Here is a 16,120-nt window from a genome sequence, read left to right as displayed (position 1 = left end):
CGCGGGCCTGGCTGGCTACGACGGGGGCCACTCGTTCGTGCGGCGGGAACCGGCATTCACGCACCCGTCCGTCGCGGGCGCCTGGGCCCGGCAGCTCCGACGGGGGCCGGTGTTCAGGTACCCGTCCGTTGCCGCAGCCTGCGCCTCGGCAGCTCCAGCAGCTCCGGCAGCTTCGGCAGCTTCGGCAGGTCCGGCCGACGCTCAGGCCCCGCCTGTTGGGGCCGCCTGGGCCCCAGCCGCTCCGGCACGCACTGGCGTTCAGACTCCCGTCCGCTGCCGCCGCCTGAGCCCCAGCGGCTCAGGCGGGGAGCGGCGTTCAGGCCCCCGCCCGCTGCGGCCACTTGCGCCTCGGCAGCTCCGCCAGGCCCCGGCGTTCAGGCCCCCGCCCACTGCCGCCGCCTGCGCCCCAGCAGCTCCGCCAGGCCGCGGCGCGTGGCGGCCAGCACCACCCGGTCGGCGGACCCCAGCACATACGTGGAAGGCAGGTCCCACACCAGCCCCGAAGTCCGCTCCTCCCCCGGAGGGACGTGCTCGTCCCGCCGCGCGCCGCGAGGTGACGTATTGAGCGCCAGCACCCGCCAGGCCCCGGCCCGGAAGGCCTCCGCCACGGTTCGCCCCTCCAGCTGCGGATGCCCGGCCACCTCCAGCTCCGCGAACAGCAGCACCCGCCGCTCCACCGGGATCGCCCCGAGGATCTGCCGCCCCATCATCGCCCCGGCGAACGCGGGGGCGGCCAGATGCGACACACTCCGGCTCCGCGTCAGGGCGCGCGGATGCGCGGCCCGCAGCGTGCGGTACACGGCCGTCGCGAAGTCGTCGTCGTACAGCCGCAGCACGACCCGCAGGTCCGGCCGCAGGGACCGGGCGTACAGCGAGGCCTCCAGATTCGTCGTGTCCGCACTGGTCAACGCGAGCAGGGCATGCGCACGGTGGATCTTCGCGGCCTCCAGCACGCCCTCCTGCGTGACGTCCCCGAGCACCACCGGCACCCGCAGCCGCCGCGCCGTGGCCATGCCCCGGGCGTCGGGATCGGACTCCACGCACACCACCGGGATGTGCAGCTCCCGCAGCCGCGTCAGCACCCGTGTACCGATCTTGCCGAGCCCGAGCAGCACCACGTGCCCGCCGAGCCCCCGCGGCGGCTTGCGCAGGGCGGACGCGCTGCGGAACGTGCCGAGTGCCTCCAGCACCGCGGCCAGCAGCACCGGCAGCAGCAGCAACCCGACCAGGCCGGACAGCAGTTGCAGCACCTGCTGCCCGGTCGACTCGTGGAACGCGGGATCGTTGATGCCGAACAGATCGAGCAGCGTGACGTACGTGGCGTACAGCGGATGCTCCCCGGTCACGATCGTCAACGCGACGGCGAGCGCCAGCACACACCCCACCAGCCCGGCCAGCGACCACCGCAGCCGCCGCGAGAACAGCGAGGCCAGCGGCGGCACCCCGCCCCTCCCGGCGGGCAGGGACGGCCCCGAGTACGACACCTGCTCCAGGACCACCGTCCCGCGCCCGGTCGCCGACGCCACCGCCGCCTCGTCCGGCAGGAGTTGCGGCCCGTGCTCCCCGCTGCCCTCGGAACCGTCGGCTCCGGCCGGGTCGTTGCTCGTCGCGGACAGCAACGCCAGCGTGCACAATCCCGGGTCGGCCACCTCGCCCGGCCGGGGCGGCTGCCGCTCCACCGCACGCAGCACCAGCCCTTCCGTCTGGACGACCTTGCTGGTGCCCACCAGGGCGGTGGCAGCCAGGGCGGGCGCGGCCGTGTCGGCGTCGGACAGCACCGTCGTGGACGCGTCGAGACCCGCGCCGGGACCGTCCCCGGAGGCGACGGCGGCGGTCTGGTCCAGCAGTTCCTCGATGTGCTGGCCCAACCGCCGGTTGTAGAGCCGCAGTACGAGACGCAGACGCGGGTTGAGCCTGCGGGCGGTGAGGGCGGCCCGGATGTTGGTCTCGTCGTCGTCGTAGACGAGCGCCAGCGCCGCCGCCCGGTCGGCGCCCACCTCGGTGAGCACCGCTTCGGTGACCTCGGCGGCCTCCACGACCTGCTCGTTCGAGGCCGGTTCGCCGCTCGCGCCGGTCCGGTTGACGGCCGCGTTCACGACCCGGTCCAGCAGCGCGGCCGAGGCGGCCCGGGCCCGCCCGACCACGGGCTGGCGCACGCGTCTGTCCGAGGGCGGCACGACGAGTGTGACCTGCTCGGCGTAGACACCGCGGAGTTCGGCGGCCAGCCGGTGCGCGAGCCCGTCGTCACCGCACACGATCATGTGCGTGGCCGGATCACTCGGCTGACCTTGGTTCGGAACGCTCCCCACGAGGAGAAGACTGCCTCACCGGGACGGCCGGTTCCAGAAGGGGACGGTGGTGCCTGAACGCCCGTCCCCTGTCGTCCGTACGCAAGGGGAGGGAAGAAAAACGCCCTCGCGCACCACCGGAGGTACCGGGCCCGTGGCCACGACGAAGACCGCGCCGCGAGACAGCGGCGAGCGCAGGGAGCCCGAGACGGACCGGGCCGATGAAGGTGAGCCGGCCCGGGACCGGGAAACCACGGCGGACGGCGCCGGCACGGCGGACGGCGTCGACACGGCGGACGGCGTCGACATGGCGGACGGTGTCGACACGGCCGAGCCGGACCACGGCCGGGAAGAGGGCCGCCACCTCGACTCCGCCCTCCTCCTGACACTCCTGCTGCTCACGGCGGTGATGTTCCAGGACCCGATCCGCGGCGCCCTGGCCGCACCGGTGATGCAGAGCTGGATGACGGTGTTCGTCGCGGTCATGGTCCAGGCGCTGCCGTTCCTGGTGCTGGGCGTGGTGCTGTCGGCGGCGATCGCGGTGTTCGTGCCGCCGTCGTTCTTCGCCCGGGCCCTGCCCAGGCACCCGGCGCTGGCGGTCCCGGTCGCGGGCGCGGCCGGCGCCGTACTGCCGGGCTGCGAATGCGCGTCCGTGCCGGTGGCCGGCGCTCTGGTCCGCCGCGGGGTGACACCGGCGGCGGCCCTGGCCTTCCTCCTGTCGGCCCCCGCCATCAACCCGATCGTGCTGACGGCGACGGCCGTGGCGTTCCCCGGGAACCCGGAGATGGTCCTGGCCCGTTTCGTCGCGAGCCTGCTGGTGGCCTGTTCGATGGGCTGGCTCTGGCACCGTCTCGGCCGCACCGACTGGCTCCGCCCGCCGGAGAGGACGTCGTACGAGGGGCAGGGCAAGGCGCCGGCGTTCTGGGGCTCCGTCCGCCACGACGTGACGCACGCGGGCGGTTTCCTGGTGATCGGCGCGATGGCCGCGGCGACCCTGAAGGCGATGGTCCCGGCGGACTGGCTGGGCCTCGCCGCCGGCCACCCCGTGCTGTCGGTCCTGGTCCTCGCGGTCCTGGCCGTGCTGCTGTCCATCTGCTCGGAGGCGGACGCGTTCGTGGCGGCGTCCCTGACCCAGTTCTCCCTGACGGCCCGTCTGACGTTCCTGGTCGTCGGCCCCATGATCGACCTGAAGCTCTTCGCGATGCAGGCGGGTACCTTCGGCCGCGCCTTCGCCCTGCGCTTCGCCCCCGCGACCTTCGCCCTGGCCGTCGTCGTGTCGGCCCTGACCGGAACGGTCCTGCTGTGAACCGCCTGGCCCAGACGGCCCTCCTCTTCCTCCTCGGCGCGACGCTCCTGCACGCCGGCACGACCGACCTCTACCTGCGGTACGTCAAGGAAGGCCTGCGACCCCTGGTCCTGCTGGCGGGCGCGGTCCTCGTCATCACGGCAGCGGCGACCCTCTTCCACGACCGTCGCACCCCCGCCGCCCACGACCACCACCACCGCGAACCCCGTGTCTCCTGGCTCCTCACCCTCCCGGTCCTGGCCCTGATCCTGGTCGCCCCGCCGGCCCTCGGTTCCTACAGCGCCGCCCACACCGGCACGGCCCTGACGAAACCCTTCGGCTTCCCGGCGCTGCCCCCCGGCGACACCCCCCTCCGCCTCGCCGTCGCCGACTACGCCGGCCGCGCCGTCTACGACGAGGGCCGCTCCCTGCGCGGCCGCGAGCTGAGGATCACCGGGTTCATCACCCTGGACCGGGCCGGCACCCCCTACCTGGTCCGTATGGGCCTCAACTGCTGTGCGGCGGACGCCCAGCCGGTCAAGATCGCACTGTCGGGCGAGGTCCCCCCGGTCCTGCGACCGGACACGTGGCTGGAGATCACCGGCACGTACAGCCCCCGCCGCACGAAGGACCCCGTCAACAACGGCCCCATCCCCTACCTGAAGGTCAAGACGGCCAGACCGGTCCCCACCCCGCACGACCCGTACGACGAGACGTGGAACACCTGAACTCCGGTGTAGCGAGGGCCCTTCGGGGTACTCGTGAGGGACCGCTGATCAGCGAGGAGTACGCATGACCACACTCCAAGGCGAGCACACGGCGGACTTCGACCGCCCGCTCCTGCCCGAGGCGGTCCGCGAGGAACTGGCGAAGGCCGACCACCGGGCCACCCTGACCCTGGCCACCCTGGGCGCGGCCCTGGCTGCCCTCCTCACCGCGATCACCACCGGCGTCATCACCCCCGCCCAGTACGCCGCGATCCCCCAACTCCTCCTGTGGACCGGCTGCGCGGCCTGCGCCCCCTCCCTGGTCCTGCTCAGCCTGGTGCGCAGGCCCGACCCGTCCACGACCGCCGACACCCCACCCCAGTTCCTCACCCGCACCACCTGCACCAAGCACCGCCGCACACGCCAGGCGATGGCGTGGGGCGCGGCTTTCCTGACCCTCACCCTGGCGGGGACGCTGACCGGGCTGCTGTCCTAGACCGTTTCGGCCAGTCCATTCCCCGGATCGCGCCGGACGTCGTGCAGGGCCCGTAGCTCGCCGCTGACGAATGTCAGAGGTCGTCTTCATCGACCGGCTCGGGTTCGCCGATGTAGGCGAGGTCGAGGACATAGCGTTCGGTGAAGGGGCAGTTGTCCCATGCCTGGGTGAGGTGGTCTTCGAAGGTGTCGTCGGTGGGGTGGCCGAGGCTGCGCTCGTAGTAGTCGGCGGTCGCCTTGCGGCCTTCCCACCAGACGTGGCCTTGGTAGATGCCGGGGCGCGGCAGGGTCATTTCTCCCGCAGGCCCGTACGTGAGTTGGTTGACGACGAGGATGCCGGTCTCGGACTCGATACGCACGGGGACCTGGCCTTCCGAGTCGGCGGGCGGGACCGGCGGGGTGTCCCAGACACGGATGGCGACTTCGACCTTGATGTCGGGTTGCAGACTGAGGATGTACAGGTGATAGCCGTTGCCGCCCACCACGTGCCTGGAGGCAGCAGCCATGGCCTCGTCGTCGCTCAGGTAGGCGTCGGCGTCGTACACCTCCACGACGCGGCGCGCCGGTGTGGCCTTGCAGCTGTATTCGGCCAGGAGTGCCATGGGCCGCTGTCCTTCGGCTAGTTGGTGATCTTCATGCAGATGGGGTCACCGTCCAGGGCCGGGTCGAGGGTGTACCTCTGGCCGAGCCTGCGACCGCCTGCCTCATTGTCATCGCCCTTGATCAGCCGGACGGAGAAGCGGCGGTGGGGCCTTTCGGTCCGAAGCAGATCCGGCCCGTGATCTAGACCGGCGCCGTGGTCATGGACGGGATCTTCGGCGCTGGTTCGTTGCGGCCGTAGACACGTGGGAAGCGGCAGTCACGCACATGACACGCACCCGAAAACAGGTGAGGCACCTAGGAACGTTCCTAGGTGCCTCACCTGGTATTTCGGCTGTCGGGGTGGCGGGATTTGAACCCACGACCTCTTCGTCCCGAAGCAACTTGGGCGGGCCTTCGACCTTGGGGGCGTGCGCCTCTCACCTGCTGCGATGGTCCGCAGGTGTGCGCGGTTGTCCGCCGCTGTCCGTCGGCGTTGTCACGCAGTTAGACACTCACACGGCAAGCTGGCCGGAGCCTCAGTCGCCGGCGAACCACAAGTAGCTGCCTGGGGTAGCCGCGCACTGTTCCAGCATCGCTGTGAGATCGTCCAGCGCAGCGAGCTGACGCTCATCAGTGCAACGCCGCCTCAAGCCGTGGATCTCCTGGAGGGTGGCTCCGGCCTCCTGCTCGTTCATCAACGTGTTCCCGTACGGGTCGACGGCGGTGAGCCTCCCGGGTACTCCGAGGAGCTGGAGGGAGCCGAGTGCATCGGCCAGTGCGTCGCCATGCCCGTGGGAGCTACGCAGGAGCGTTGCGCGGGACTTGCGCCAGTTGTTGCGTGCTGGCCGTGACGAGTGCAGCTCCAGATCAATCCCCATGCTTCATGATGACGCGCTGCGCTGCTGCACAGCCACAACTGATCATCAGAGGCCGTGACCTGCGGCCGCCTATTCGATCATCGCTCTGACCTGCTGCTGAGCTGTCGGTAGTTGTCGGCGTCGGTCATCGTTGAGCGCCCTTCCACGGCCCGAGAACGGCCCGGGAGGGCGCTCAGTGCGGTGCTCTGCTGTCACCTAGGGGGCAGGGGATCGTCTCACGAAGTGTTTCCTGTAGACCAATCTCACCTGCCTTCTCCGTTACCCTCGGAGGGTTGTCAATACAGGGGGCAGGAGTGCTGCGACGCCTGCGTGACCTGTGGGGGGAAACTCCGCAGATCACTCGAAACATTTGCAAAGTCATGCCAGTGCTCGGCCTGCTTCTTATCATCGCGGGTGTTGCTGGAGATGTGCGTGGCTGGTGGGAAGGGTTCAGCTTCCTGACTAATTTGATATCCAGCTTGACTGGGCTGATGTTTGCCGTTCCTTTCGCTCTCGTGGTGCTTAACCGAATCGGTGAATCCCATGCAGAGATGGCTGAGCGGCGTGCTGCTAAACGTTTCAGTGATCGGTCATTGCAGAAATTCTTTAGTGTTGCCTCGGTGGTTCAGGGCACTCTGCGCGGTGAACTGGCGAATTTCGTTCACCCGGAGCGGAGCGATGCGCAGCAACTCCTCGAAGAGATTAAAGACAAAGTGCGCCAGTATGACGCAGTGCTCGACGGTGTCACGGATCGCTGGCGCGTTGTCAGTGAGCAGGTGGTGCCTAGGCTTGCTGAGGTCGGCTTGAGGCTAAATATGGCTGGACCTGTGAATCAGTACGCTAGAGCGGTCGGGGAGGTGTCTCGCTTGAAGGACTACATAAGTCAGATCCAGGTCGCACCGCCGAATGCCTCAGGCACGCATTTGGTTCATGACGGTGGGCGCGAGGTGGTTAATCGCTTGATAGTTGCTATCGATGAGATCCCCACTTCGACACGTTATTTCTATGATGACGACCGATGAGTCGTTGTTGTCGTATGTGGTTGCGTGAATTGACGCTGAGGTCGGCGGAGCGGCTTTGGGCTGGAGCTGCTTTGGGGCGAGTGATCATGGCCCCGTAAGCTTCCGGCGAGTCGGGCAGTCTGTGGACCTGCCCGTTAAAGCACGACGTTGGGGCCATGATCTTAGAGGCTCGCCCCAAAGTGGCTGCCTAAAGCCGTGGAGCCGACCGCCCCAGCCACAGGGGGTGTCTCCCACTTCATGCCCGCAGCTCGCCAGCGCGCCGCCGGGCGCGGCCAGCCGGGGCGCAGACAGGAGGCAGGCCGCGCCGCAGAGGCGGCGCGCGCCCGCGCCGTGCGCGGGCACTTGATGAAGTAGGGAAAGTCTTACCGCGCCATGATCCCTGGGGCCGGTCCGGGGCTGTCGGCTGCTTGCGCGCTGGGCTACCGTGCGATCTATGTCCTCTGCTCTAGACACGCCTCAAGGAGCGGCCGAGCTGGCCGAGTCGCTGTTGCCTCCTCTCGGGAATCGCTGGCTGCACACTCAGGCCGTGGCCGCTCGTGCCCGCGAAGCATCGGCGGCAGTGTCCGAGGGGGACCGCGATCTGCTCGTCGCTGCCGCGTGGCTGCATGACATCGGTTACGCCCCCGAACTGCGGGACACGGGCTTTCATCCCCTCGACGGCGCGCGGTACCTGGAGACCCTTGGTGCGCCCTCCCGACTCGTGCGCCTGGTCGCTCACCACTCCGGAGCCGTGTACGAGGCTGAGCAGCGCGGCCTGACTGCCGAGTTGGCCGTGTATGACCGAGAGGATTCCTCGGTCCTGGACGCGCTGATCTACGCCGACATGACGACCGGCCCGGCCGGTCAGTCCTTCGTCTTCGACAGCCGCATTGATGAGATCTTGGAGCGGTACGAGCCGGGTAGCGAGGTGCACAACGCGATCAGTAAGGCGCGCCCGTACCTCGGCGCCGCTGTCGGGCGGACGCTCGCTCGCCTAGGCGATCAACCGACGTAGGGCTCAGGGCGGTCGGCTAGGCCGTGATCGATCCGCATCCGCATCGACGGATGGATGTTCAGGCTGTCCAGCCGACTGGGATGCACGAACGCCACTTCTTTGCTCTCGCTGCTCGTGCGCAGCTCGCCGCCGACGATGCTTGCTCGGAAGCAGATCGAGAACTGCTGGCGGACCTCGCCGTCGTCGTACGCCATGACGTGAGCCGGGTTGGTGTAGGTGCCGACCAGTCCCGTCACCTCGACGTCGAACCCGGTCTCTTCCTTGGTCTCCCGAACGGCCGCATCAGGTGCCGATTCGCCGACGTCGACCCCGCCGCCGGGCAGGGCCCATAGGTCGTTATCCGTTTTGTGGATCAGCAGTACTTCCCCGGCGTCGTTGAGGGCCACCGCGGTTACGGACGGCACGATGCTGTTCGCCTTCGGTGCGTTCGGATCGTTGAAGTAGTCGACTCGGGCCATGACTCCAGCGTCGCACGCTCGCTGTCGGCCGGAGACCAGGTGTCGGTTCCGCCGGCACCCGCAGCCCCGGTCTCCAACGTGTCGGCGCTTGCCTAAGCGGGGCGACCGCGCTCCCAGGTGTAGTCGAAGCTGCGCATGTAGTGCCGGAACGTACGGGCGCCCGGGATGTAGCGGAAGTGCAGCACGGGGTTTTGCCCGGCGGGTGCTCCGAGTACGTGCGGGTTCACCAGCACGTCGTCATCGAACCGGTAGATCGAGTTGTAGAGGATCGTGTCGTGCAACCGGACTTCGACACCGGGCGCCGTCATCGCCGGTTCGAGGTAGCGCCGCGTGATCCGGGCACGTGCGGCCAGGTCGCCCCCTATGCCTTCCTCTTCACCACGCTGGCGGACCATCTCAGAGTCGGGATCGCCAAGCAGGACACGAACCTGGGCCCCGGCCTTGGCTTTCTCCGCCAACTGGTCCGGGAGGTCCGGGTGGTTGTCGAAGAGGAACAGCCCTGCGTACACGAGGATGTCCACCTGGTCCTTCGCCTTTTCGATCAGCGATGACCACAGGGCTGGCGGAACTGCGCCCCGGTGGGGGTAGTACGTGATCAGCTCGGATGTGCTGGCGGACTCGGCCTGCTTCTCGACGGTGGGCCAGAGGTAGACCTCATCGGCACCGAGGAAGCTAGCGGCCTTCCAGCGGTGTCCCCGGTGGGGCGTGCGGGTGGTCGTGATCCAGCGCTCCACGCTCTTGGGGTCGACCCCGACGTGCTGAGCCAGGGACTGGATGGTCTCGCCCTTCGCTGAAATCGCCGCGCGCAGACGCTCGTTCGCCATGGCTGCCCTCTCGTAGGACTTCTCGGGGACGTTTTGACGATAGCTCAGACGTCCCTAAACGTCCATGCGGACCGTGATACGTCCACTGCCTCTCGCGGTCTCCTGATCTCACCGGCGCTTCCGTCGGTTCGAACAGCCCTCCAGATTCAGGAGACAGACCATGCGTCAGATTCCCGTCGACACCGCCAACGCGACCGTCATGGTGGCGAAGGCTCCGCAGCCGAAGGTCAAGGACCGCCGCACCGGTGAGATCGCCCTCGACAAGGACGGCGTGACCCTGATGACCGTGGAGGTCATGTTCTCCACGCCGGATGAGGTGGAGATCCTCAAGCTGACCGTTCCGCAGCCCGGCGTCTCCGAGGACCTGACCATGGGGACCCCGGTCGCTCTGACGGGCCTGGTCGCCTCGGCGTGGGAGAACGAGTTCAACGGCCAGAAGCGCCACGGGATCGCGTTCCGTGCGGTCGCCGTGACCTCCCTGGCCGCCGCTGACACGAAGTCCAAGGCTGCCTGATCATGACCTGGTTCATGGTCGCTCTGGTGCTGGTCGTCGCCGCTGCGGGTCTCCTGCGGTGGCGGCGCCCCGCCTGGTACTGGCTGACCTTCGGGATTGCCCTCGCCACTGTGCGGGTCCTGGTTCGCTACGCCTCGGTCATGGACGCCTGCGGTCTGACGGTCCCGCCCTCGCGCTGGCGGCTGGCCCTGGCTCGGGTGGCCAACCGGCCGGTTCCTGAGTCCCGTGTGCCGCGCATCCTGCGGCTACGCCCGACCCGGACCGGCCTGGTTCTCCGACTGAAGCTCCGGCCGGGACAGGACGCCTTCGACGTGTCGGCCTCGACGGACCGGCTGCGCCACTCCTTCGGGATGTACGGCGTGACCTCGCGCGAGGTGCGCTCTGGCGTCGTTGAGCTGCGGATGACCGGCTATGACGTGCTGAAGCAGGTGCAGATGCCTGCCAAGACCGAGACGCGTCCGATGCGGGTTCCGGTCGCGTTGCGCGAGGACGGCTCGGTGCACTACCGCGACTACCGTGCCGTGCCGCACGGTCTGACCCTCGGGGCCACGGAGTCCGGCAAGTCCGTCTACCAGCGCAACCTGGTCGCCGGGCTCGCCCCGATGGATGTCGCCCTGGTCGGTATCGACTGCAAGCAAGGCGTTGAGCTGTTCCCGCTCGCGCGTCGGTTCTCTGCCCTCGCCGACAACCCGGACACCGCCCTGGAGCTGCTCGAAGCCCTGGTGTCGCACATGGAGGAGGTCTACCAACTGATCCGGGCTGAGCAGCGCATCAGTGTCGCGGTTCAGGATGCGGAGATCGCCGCCGACATCTGGGACCTGCCCGACGACATCCGCCCCGTCCCGGTCGTGGTCCTGGTCGACGAGGTCGCCGAACTCGCCCTGTTCGCTAGCAGAGAGGAGGAGAAGCGCCGGGACCGGATCATCACCGCCCTGGTCCGTCTCGCCCAGCTCGGCCGCGCGGCCGGCATCTATCTGGAGATCTGCGGGCAGCGCTTCGGCTCCGAACTCGGCAAGGGCATCACCATGCTCCGCGCCCAGCTCACCGGCCGCACCGCCCACCGCGTCAACGACGAGACCTCGGCGAACATGGCTTTCGGCGACATCTCCCCGGACGCCGTCCTGGCCGCTATCCAGATACCTGCCGAGACACGCGGGCTAGCGATCGCCGGGGATTCGACCGGTGGCTGGCATCGCATCCGCGCCCCGCACACCTCGCTGCGCCAGGCCGTGAACCTCTGCAACAAGTACGCCGACCGCACTCCCGACGTGCCCGCCCTGGCGGCCTACCGGCCCGCGGCTGCGGTGCTGCCCTCGGCCCGGGTGCCGCTGTCCAAAACAGCCCCCGCCACCGCCTGACCTTCCCCGCTTCACCGGTCGGCGTGACCGCTTCGCGCCAGGTCCCTACCCCTGCCATGCCTCATCACCGGAAGGAGACGTGATGGCCCGCCCCGCTCTCCGCGTCGACGCCGTCCTGGTCCAGGCCGTCATCGCCGGGGCGCTGTCCTTCGCCCACCTGCACGACCTGGCCGCCGCTGCCGGACAGGACGGCTGGAAAGCCTGGGCCTACCCGATCAGCGTGGACCTGCTCCTGGTCGCTGCCTGGCGGCGGCTGCGCTCCGAGGGCCCGTCCCGGCTGGCCTGGTGCTGGTTCGTGATCGCTCTGGTCGCCTCGCTAGGGGCCAACGTCGCCACCGCCGGACTCCTCGACCTGAGCGACGTCCCGGCCTGGCTGCGCATCCTCGTCGCCGCCTGGCCCGCCCTGGCCTTCATGGGCGGCACGCTCCTCGCCCATTCCGCCACAGATGGGGTGCCGGATCGGCCGGCACCCGCAGCCCCGGCCACCGAGCCGCCCCCCGAGCCGGTCACCGAGACCGAACGAGAGAGTGAGCCCGAGCTGGCCCCAGCGGTCGACGACACTCCCGCACTCCCGGCTGCCGACCCCGCACTGGCCGAGCCCGCTGCTGCTGTGCCGGTCCCGGCCGCGCTGGTCGACCACGCCCGCAAGGTCGCCGACGACCACCACGCCCGCACCGGCTCGCCGATCGACACCGACACCCTGCGCGCCCGCCTCGGCGTCCCGCCCCAGCTCGCCGACGCCATCGCCGCCCAACTCGCCTGACCTCGACGGGAGACACGCCATGACCAGTGACCCGGCCGACCTGACCGCCGCCGACCACCTCGACGCCGCCCGCGAGATGGCCGCCGCGAACCGGCCCTTCCTCGCGCACCTGCTCGCCAAGGAAGCTGCCCGCCGCACCGCCGACCCGGCCACCGCCGCCGGTATCCGCGCCGCCTTCCCCGACCCGGCCCTGACCCGAGAGGAGACCGACTGACATGCCCGCCCGTGACCACTTCCACTCCGTGATGCGGATCGGCCCGGTGCAGATCGGAACCCACCGCGACCGCCACGGCCAGACCAAGTACGCCGCCGTGTGCACCGCCGACCGCTGCGGCTGGTCCTCCGACTACTCCAGCCAGTCCGCCGCCCAGCTCGCCGCCCGCACCCACCGCTGCCGCGTCCGCTAGGAGACCGCCATGGAAGTACCGCTCTGGCTCGCGCTGCTCGTCGTCGGCTACCTCGGCGTCAAGCTCATCCGCCCGCCCGCCTGGCTCATCGCCGTCCTGCTGCTCGGCGGCTTCCTCCTCGCCGACAGCGTCCTGGCCCCCGCCATCGACACCGTCATCAAGTAACCGCCCCTGCAAGGGAGAACCGCTGATGTTCCGTCCGAAGATCCCGACCATGCCCACGCCGACCGGCCACGTCAGCCCGCCTGCCGTGGTCGAGCCGACCACCATCGTTCCGGCCGCTCAGACCCCGCCGCCCGCCCCGGTGGCCCCGGCTCCCGCACCGTCCCGGCCGACAGTGCAGCTCACGCCCGGCACCGCTCTTGCCCTGGTCGGCGGCGGCACTGCCGTGGTCCTGGTCGTCGGCGCCGTCCTGGTCTCCATGCTCCTCGCGGTCGCCATCACCGGCGCCTCGGTCGCCGTCTGCGCCGTCGTCCTGCGCTCGCTCCTCGCCTCGGAGACGAAGCGACGCTGACCGGCCCCCGGAGCGGCGTCAACCGCCAAGTCTCGTCCGCTCCGGGCGCCGTCCCTGTCCGATCTCACAACCGGAAGGAACCCCCAGCATGACGCACCCCACCACCACGCCGACGCCCCGCATCTGCCCCAACTGCGACGGCTTCGCCTCCGCCGCCATCACCACCGGCAGCCGCGACCGGCACGGCCACCTGCGCACCATCACCGCCGACTGCTCGGCCTGCCACGGCCAGGGCACCGTCCCCGCCCGCGTCCGGGAGGCTGCGCGTGTCTGACCTGCTCGACCCGACCACCCTCGGCGACCTGCTGAGGGTGGCTTCGGCCTCTGACTACGACCGCTGGCACGAGCAGGTCCGCCGCACCGGCGGCTGCGCCGACCCCATCCACCTCAGCGGCTGGACCCTCACCAAGGACAAGACCACCGGCGAGACCCTGCACCACTACTCCACCGCCAACGAGCCGGGCGGCCGTCTCCGTGTCGCCTGCGGCAACCGCCGCGCCTCCCGCTGCCCGTCCTGCGCCTGGACCTACGCGGGCGACACCTACCACCTCATCCGCGCGGGCCTGGCTGGCGACGACCGACGCGACATCCCCGCCACCGTTCGGGATCACCCTCGGGTCTTCGCCACCCTCACCGCTCCCTCGTTCGGCCCGGTCCACAACCGGCCCGACCCCGGCGCATGCCGCTGCGGCACCCGCCATGCCCCGAACGCCCCGGAACTGGGCACCGCCCTGGACCCGGCGACGTACGACTACGCGGGTGCCGTGCTGTTCAACAACCATGCCGGGCAGCTCTGGCAGCGCTTCACCAACCGGCTCCGCCGCGAGATCGCCGCCCGCGCCGGCATCACACAGCGGGACCTGAAAGAGTGCGCCCGTCTTTCGTACGGCAAGGTCGCCGAGTTCCAGAAGCGCGGCGCCGCGCACTTCCACGCCGTGATCCGCATCGACGGCCCCGACGGACCCGAGACCGCACCGCCGTCCTGGGCCACGGTCGGCCTCCTCGCCGACGCGATCCGAGCAGCTGCCGCGCACTCCTACACCTCGGTCTCGGTCCCGGCCGCCGAGGACCATCCGGCTCGCACCTTCCGTTGGGGCACGCAGCTCGACGTCCGGCCCGTGAAGGCCTTGGGCGACGGCTCCGACATCACCGAACAGGCCGTCGCCTCCTACGTGGCCAAGTACGCCACCAAGGCCGCCGAGAACACCGGCACCCTCGACCGCCGCATCGGCGAACTCGCCGAACTCGACCGCCACCAAGTCCCCGACCACACCCGCCGCCTCATCGAGGCCTGCAAAGTGCTCGACCCGCTCTACCCGGAACGGCGTCTGTGGGCGTGGGCTCACATGCTCGGCTTCCGCGGCCACTTTTCCTCCAAGTCCCGCCGCTACTCCACCACCCTCGGTGCGCTGCGCCAGGCCCGTGCCGACTACCGCGCCGCCCAGGAACACGCGGCCCTCGGCCTGGAGGACCGCGAGCCGGACACCGTCCTGGTCCTGGCCGACTGGCAGTACGCCGGACACGGCCACACCCCGGGCGAATCCGCCCTGGCGGCCACCATCGCCCGCGACCTCCAGCTCAACCGCGAAACCGCCCGCGAAGCCCTACGCGACCAACTCGCCCTGGAAGGAGCCGCAGCATGACCACTGCCACCCCTGAACTGCTGACGGTGTCGGACGTCATGACACGGCTCAAGGTCGGACGCTCCAAGGTCTACGACCTGATCCGTACTCACCGGCTGGCCTCCATCAAGATTGACGGAGCTCGTCGAATACCTGCCGACGCCGTACGCGACTTCATCCAGCACCAGCTGGAGGAGGCCGCCTGATGACCAAGCGACGCAGCCGCGGCGACGGTGGGCTCCACTGGGACGAGAAGAGACAGCGTTGGATCGCCACTGCGAACCTCGGCTTCGATCCGAGCGGCAAGCGGATCGTGAAGCGGGGGAGTGGCAGGACCAAGACAGAGGCGAAGAACAAGCTCAAGGAGGTGCTGCGGGACCACGAAGACGGTCTTGCGATCGCGCCCACGGGCTACACCGTCGCCGACGCCGTGAACGACTGGCTTGCCTTCGGCCTGGCGGGTCGTGACCCGGGCACCGTCGAGACCTGCACCATCCTGAGCCGGAACCACGTGATCCCCGCTCTGGGCGCCCGGAAGCTCCGCGACCTCAGTGCGGAGGACGTCGATCGCTGGCTAGCCACCAAGGCCAAGACTCTCAGCACCCGCACGCTGCAGTCCGTCCACTCCTGCCTGAACCGCTCGGTCAAGCGGGCCATGGCGCGGGACAAGGTGAAGCGCAACGTCGTCGAGCTGTGCTCCGTGCCCCAGGGCCAGGCTGGGCGACCGTCCAAGGCGCTCACCTTGGCCCAGGCCGAGGCGGTACTCAAGGCGGCCGAGGGAACCTCGATGCACGCGTACATCGTCGTCGCCCTGCTGACCGGTGCCCGCACTGAGGAGCTGCGGGCGCTGACCTGGGACCACGTCTTCCTCAAGGGCAGGCCGGACGCCGATCCGCCGCAGCCCCCGCACATCGCCGTGTGGCGCTCGGTCCGGCGCGGCGGGGACACCAAGACCCGGAAGTCCCGGCGAACGCTCGCTCTGCCGGCGCGTTGCGTCGAGGTTTTGTGGCAGCAGTTCGAGGACCAGGGTTGGGAGCGGCTCGCCGCTGGCGACAGCTGGGAGGAACACGGACTGGTCTTCTCCTCGGCCGTCGGCAAGCCGCTCGACGCGACCAACGTCCGGCGGGCCTTCCGCCAGGCGCTCAAGGACGCCGAGGGGATCAACGCCGACGAGTGGACGCCGAGAGAACTTCGGCACAGCTTTGTGTCGCTGCTGTCCGACCGTGGCGTCCCGCTGGAGGAGATCTCTCGTCTCGTCGGCCACTCCGGAACGGCCGTGACCGAGGAGGTGTACCGGAAGCAGATCCGGCCCGTGATCCAGACCGGTGCGGTGGTCATGGACGGCATCTTCAAGAGGGATTCAGAACGGTAGTCACGCAGATAGACACGCAGCAACGCCAGAGGGCCCTTACCGAATCGGTAAGGGCCCT

The 16,120-nt window shown here is 69.6% G+C and carries 20 protein-coding genes; 16 read left to right on the top strand and 4 right to left on the bottom strand.

Annotated elements, in window-relative coordinates; translation table 11 throughout:
- Nucleotides 1–374 precede the first annotated feature (374 nt).
- Nucleotides 375–2,261: an NAD-binding protein gene (locus AC0665_RS14240; protein ID WP_478603677.1), complete on the bottom strand. Its 1,887-nt coding sequence runs from the start codon at nucleotides 2,259–2,261 to the stop codon at nucleotides 375–377.
- Between the two features lie 334 nt (nucleotides 2,262–2,595).
- Between AC0665_RS14240 and AC0665_RS14235 the strand changes: the two genes are divergently transcribed.
- The 3 genes from AC0665_RS14235 (at nucleotide 2,596) to AC0665_RS14225 (ending at nucleotide 4,776) form a co-directional block, all read left to right on the top strand.
- A complete protein-coding gene (locus AC0665_RS14235) occupies nucleotides 2,596–3,594 on the top strand; it encodes a permease (RefSeq protein ID WP_478705248.1) in 999 nt (332 codons plus the stop codon).
- On the top strand, nucleotides 3,591–4,301 hold the full coding sequence (locus tag AC0665_RS14230) for a TIGR03943 family putative permease subunit (RefSeq protein ID WP_478705088.1): 711 nt from the start codon (nucleotides 3,591–3,593) through the stop codon (nucleotides 4,299–4,301). Before AC0665_RS14235 ends, AC0665_RS14230 begins: the two co-directional genes overlap by 4 nt.
- 64 nt (nucleotides 4,302–4,365) lie before the next feature.
- Nucleotides 4,366–4,776 carry a Pycsar system effector family protein gene (locus AC0665_RS14225; RefSeq protein ID WP_363117534.1) on the top strand — a complete coding sequence of 137 codons (411 nt, stop codon included), beginning with the start codon at nucleotides 4,366–4,368 and terminating at the stop codon, nucleotides 4,774–4,776.
- Between the two features lie 73 nt (nucleotides 4,777–4,849).
- Here the strand turns inward: AC0665_RS14225 and AC0665_RS14220 are convergent, their stop codons facing one another.
- Nucleotides 4,850–5,377: a hypothetical protein gene (locus AC0665_RS14220; protein WP_478603405.1), complete on the bottom strand. Its 528-nt coding sequence runs from the start codon at nucleotides 5,375–5,377 to the stop codon at nucleotides 4,850–4,852.
- Nucleotides 5,378–6,528: 1,151 nt separating this feature from the next.
- On the opposite strand from AC0665_RS14220, the gene AC0665_RS14215 reads away from it, so the two are divergent.
- Nucleotides 6,529–7,236 carry a hypothetical protein gene (locus tag AC0665_RS14215; protein ID WP_478705087.1) on the top strand — a complete coding sequence of 236 codons (708 nt, stop codon included), beginning with the start codon at nucleotides 6,529–6,531 and terminating at the stop codon, nucleotides 7,234–7,236.
- Nucleotides 7,237–7,669: 433 nt separating this feature from the next.
- The gene (locus AC0665_RS14210) at nucleotides 7,670–8,230 is read left to right on the top strand and encodes an HD domain-containing protein (protein WP_478705086.1); all 561 of its coding nucleotides are present in this window, start codon (nucleotides 7,670–7,672) and stop codon (nucleotides 8,228–8,230) included.
- On the opposite strand, the gene AC0665_RS14205 is transcribed toward AC0665_RS14210, so the two are convergent.
- On the bottom strand, nucleotides 8,218–8,688 hold the full coding sequence (locus AC0665_RS14205; protein WP_261681688.1) for an NUDIX hydrolase: 471 nt from the start codon (nucleotides 8,686–8,688) through the stop codon (nucleotides 8,218–8,220). The genes AC0665_RS14210 and AC0665_RS14205 overlap by 13 nt on opposite strands.
- Nucleotides 8,689–8,780: 92 nt before the next feature.
- Complete coding sequence (locus AC0665_RS14200; protein ID WP_478705085.1) at nucleotides 8,781–9,512, bottom strand: XRE family transcriptional regulator; 732 nt, start codon at nucleotides 9,510–9,512, stop codon at nucleotides 8,781–8,783.
- Nucleotides 9,513–9,672: 160 nt separating this feature from the next.
- Between AC0665_RS14200 and AC0665_RS14195 the strand changes: the two genes are divergently transcribed.
- The 11 genes from AC0665_RS14195 (at nucleotide 9,673) to AC0665_RS14145 (ending at nucleotide 16,062) form a co-directional block, all read left to right on the top strand.
- Nucleotides 9,673–10,026 carry an SCO3933 family regulatory protein gene (locus AC0665_RS14195; RefSeq protein ID WP_261681690.1) on the top strand — a complete coding sequence of 118 codons (354 nt, stop codon included), beginning with the start codon at nucleotides 9,673–9,675 and terminating at the stop codon, nucleotides 10,024–10,026.
- A gap of 2 nt (nucleotides 10,027–10,028) precedes the next feature.
- Nucleotides 10,029–11,384 (top strand): FtsK/SpoIIIE domain-containing protein, encoded by a 1,356-nt coding sequence (locus AC0665_RS14190; protein WP_478705084.1) that lies wholly within the window; start codon nucleotides 10,029–10,031, stop codon nucleotides 11,382–11,384.
- 82 nt (nucleotides 11,385–11,466) lie between these two features.
- Nucleotides 11,467–12,147, top strand: coding sequence for a DUF2637 domain-containing protein (locus tag AC0665_RS14185; protein ID WP_478705083.1), 681 nt, complete (start codon nucleotides 11,467–11,469; stop codon nucleotides 12,145–12,147).
- Between the two features lie 19 nt (nucleotides 12,148–12,166).
- Nucleotides 12,167–12,361, top strand: coding sequence for a hypothetical protein (locus AC0665_RS14180; RefSeq protein WP_478705082.1), 195 nt, complete (start codon nucleotides 12,167–12,169; stop codon nucleotides 12,359–12,361).
- A gap of 1 nt (nucleotide 12,362) precedes the next feature.
- Nucleotides 12,363–12,554, top strand: coding sequence for a mobile element transfer protein (locus AC0665_RS14175; RefSeq protein WP_031108984.1), 192 nt, complete (start codon nucleotides 12,363–12,365; stop codon nucleotides 12,552–12,554).
- 9 nt (nucleotides 12,555–12,563) lie between these two features.
- Nucleotides 12,564–12,719, top strand: coding sequence for a hypothetical protein (locus tag AC0665_RS14170; protein ID WP_107059969.1), 156 nt, complete (start codon nucleotides 12,564–12,566; stop codon nucleotides 12,717–12,719).
- Between the two features lie 25 nt (nucleotides 12,720–12,744).
- Entirely contained in the window at nucleotides 12,745–13,068 is a 324-nt protein-coding gene (locus AC0665_RS14165; RefSeq protein ID WP_478705081.1) for a SpdD-like protein, read from the top strand.
- Between the two features lie 88 nt (nucleotides 13,069–13,156).
- The gene (locus AC0665_RS14160) at nucleotides 13,157–13,342 is read left to right on the top strand and encodes a hypothetical protein (protein ID WP_478705080.1); all 186 of its coding nucleotides are present in this window, start codon (nucleotides 13,157–13,159) and stop codon (nucleotides 13,340–13,342) included.
- The gene (gene repSA / locus AC0665_RS14155) at nucleotides 13,335–14,711 is read left to right on the top strand and encodes a replication initiator protein RepSA (protein WP_478705079.1); all 1,377 of its coding nucleotides are present in this window, start codon (nucleotides 13,335–13,337) and stop codon (nucleotides 14,709–14,711) included. Before AC0665_RS14160 ends, repSA begins: the two co-directional genes overlap by 8 nt.
- On the top strand, nucleotides 14,708–14,896 hold the full coding sequence (locus AC0665_RS14150; protein ID WP_366708916.1) for a helix-turn-helix domain-containing protein: 189 nt from the start codon (nucleotides 14,708–14,710) through the stop codon (nucleotides 14,894–14,896). The genes repSA and AC0665_RS14150 overlap by 4 nt, the downstream gene beginning before the upstream one ends.
- Nucleotides 14,896–16,062: a site-specific integrase gene (locus tag AC0665_RS14145; RefSeq protein ID WP_478705078.1), complete on the top strand. Its 1,167-nt coding sequence runs from the start codon at nucleotides 14,896–14,898 to the stop codon at nucleotides 16,060–16,062. The genes AC0665_RS14150 and AC0665_RS14145 overlap by 1 nt, the downstream gene beginning before the upstream one ends.
- The last annotated feature ends 58 nt before the right edge of the window (nucleotides 16,063–16,120 follow it).

This window comes from Streptomyces sp. NPDC043685 (assembly GCF_056436585.1).
Note: the sequence above shows the minus strand (reverse complement) of the source record. Positions and strands in the feature narration are given on the sequence as shown.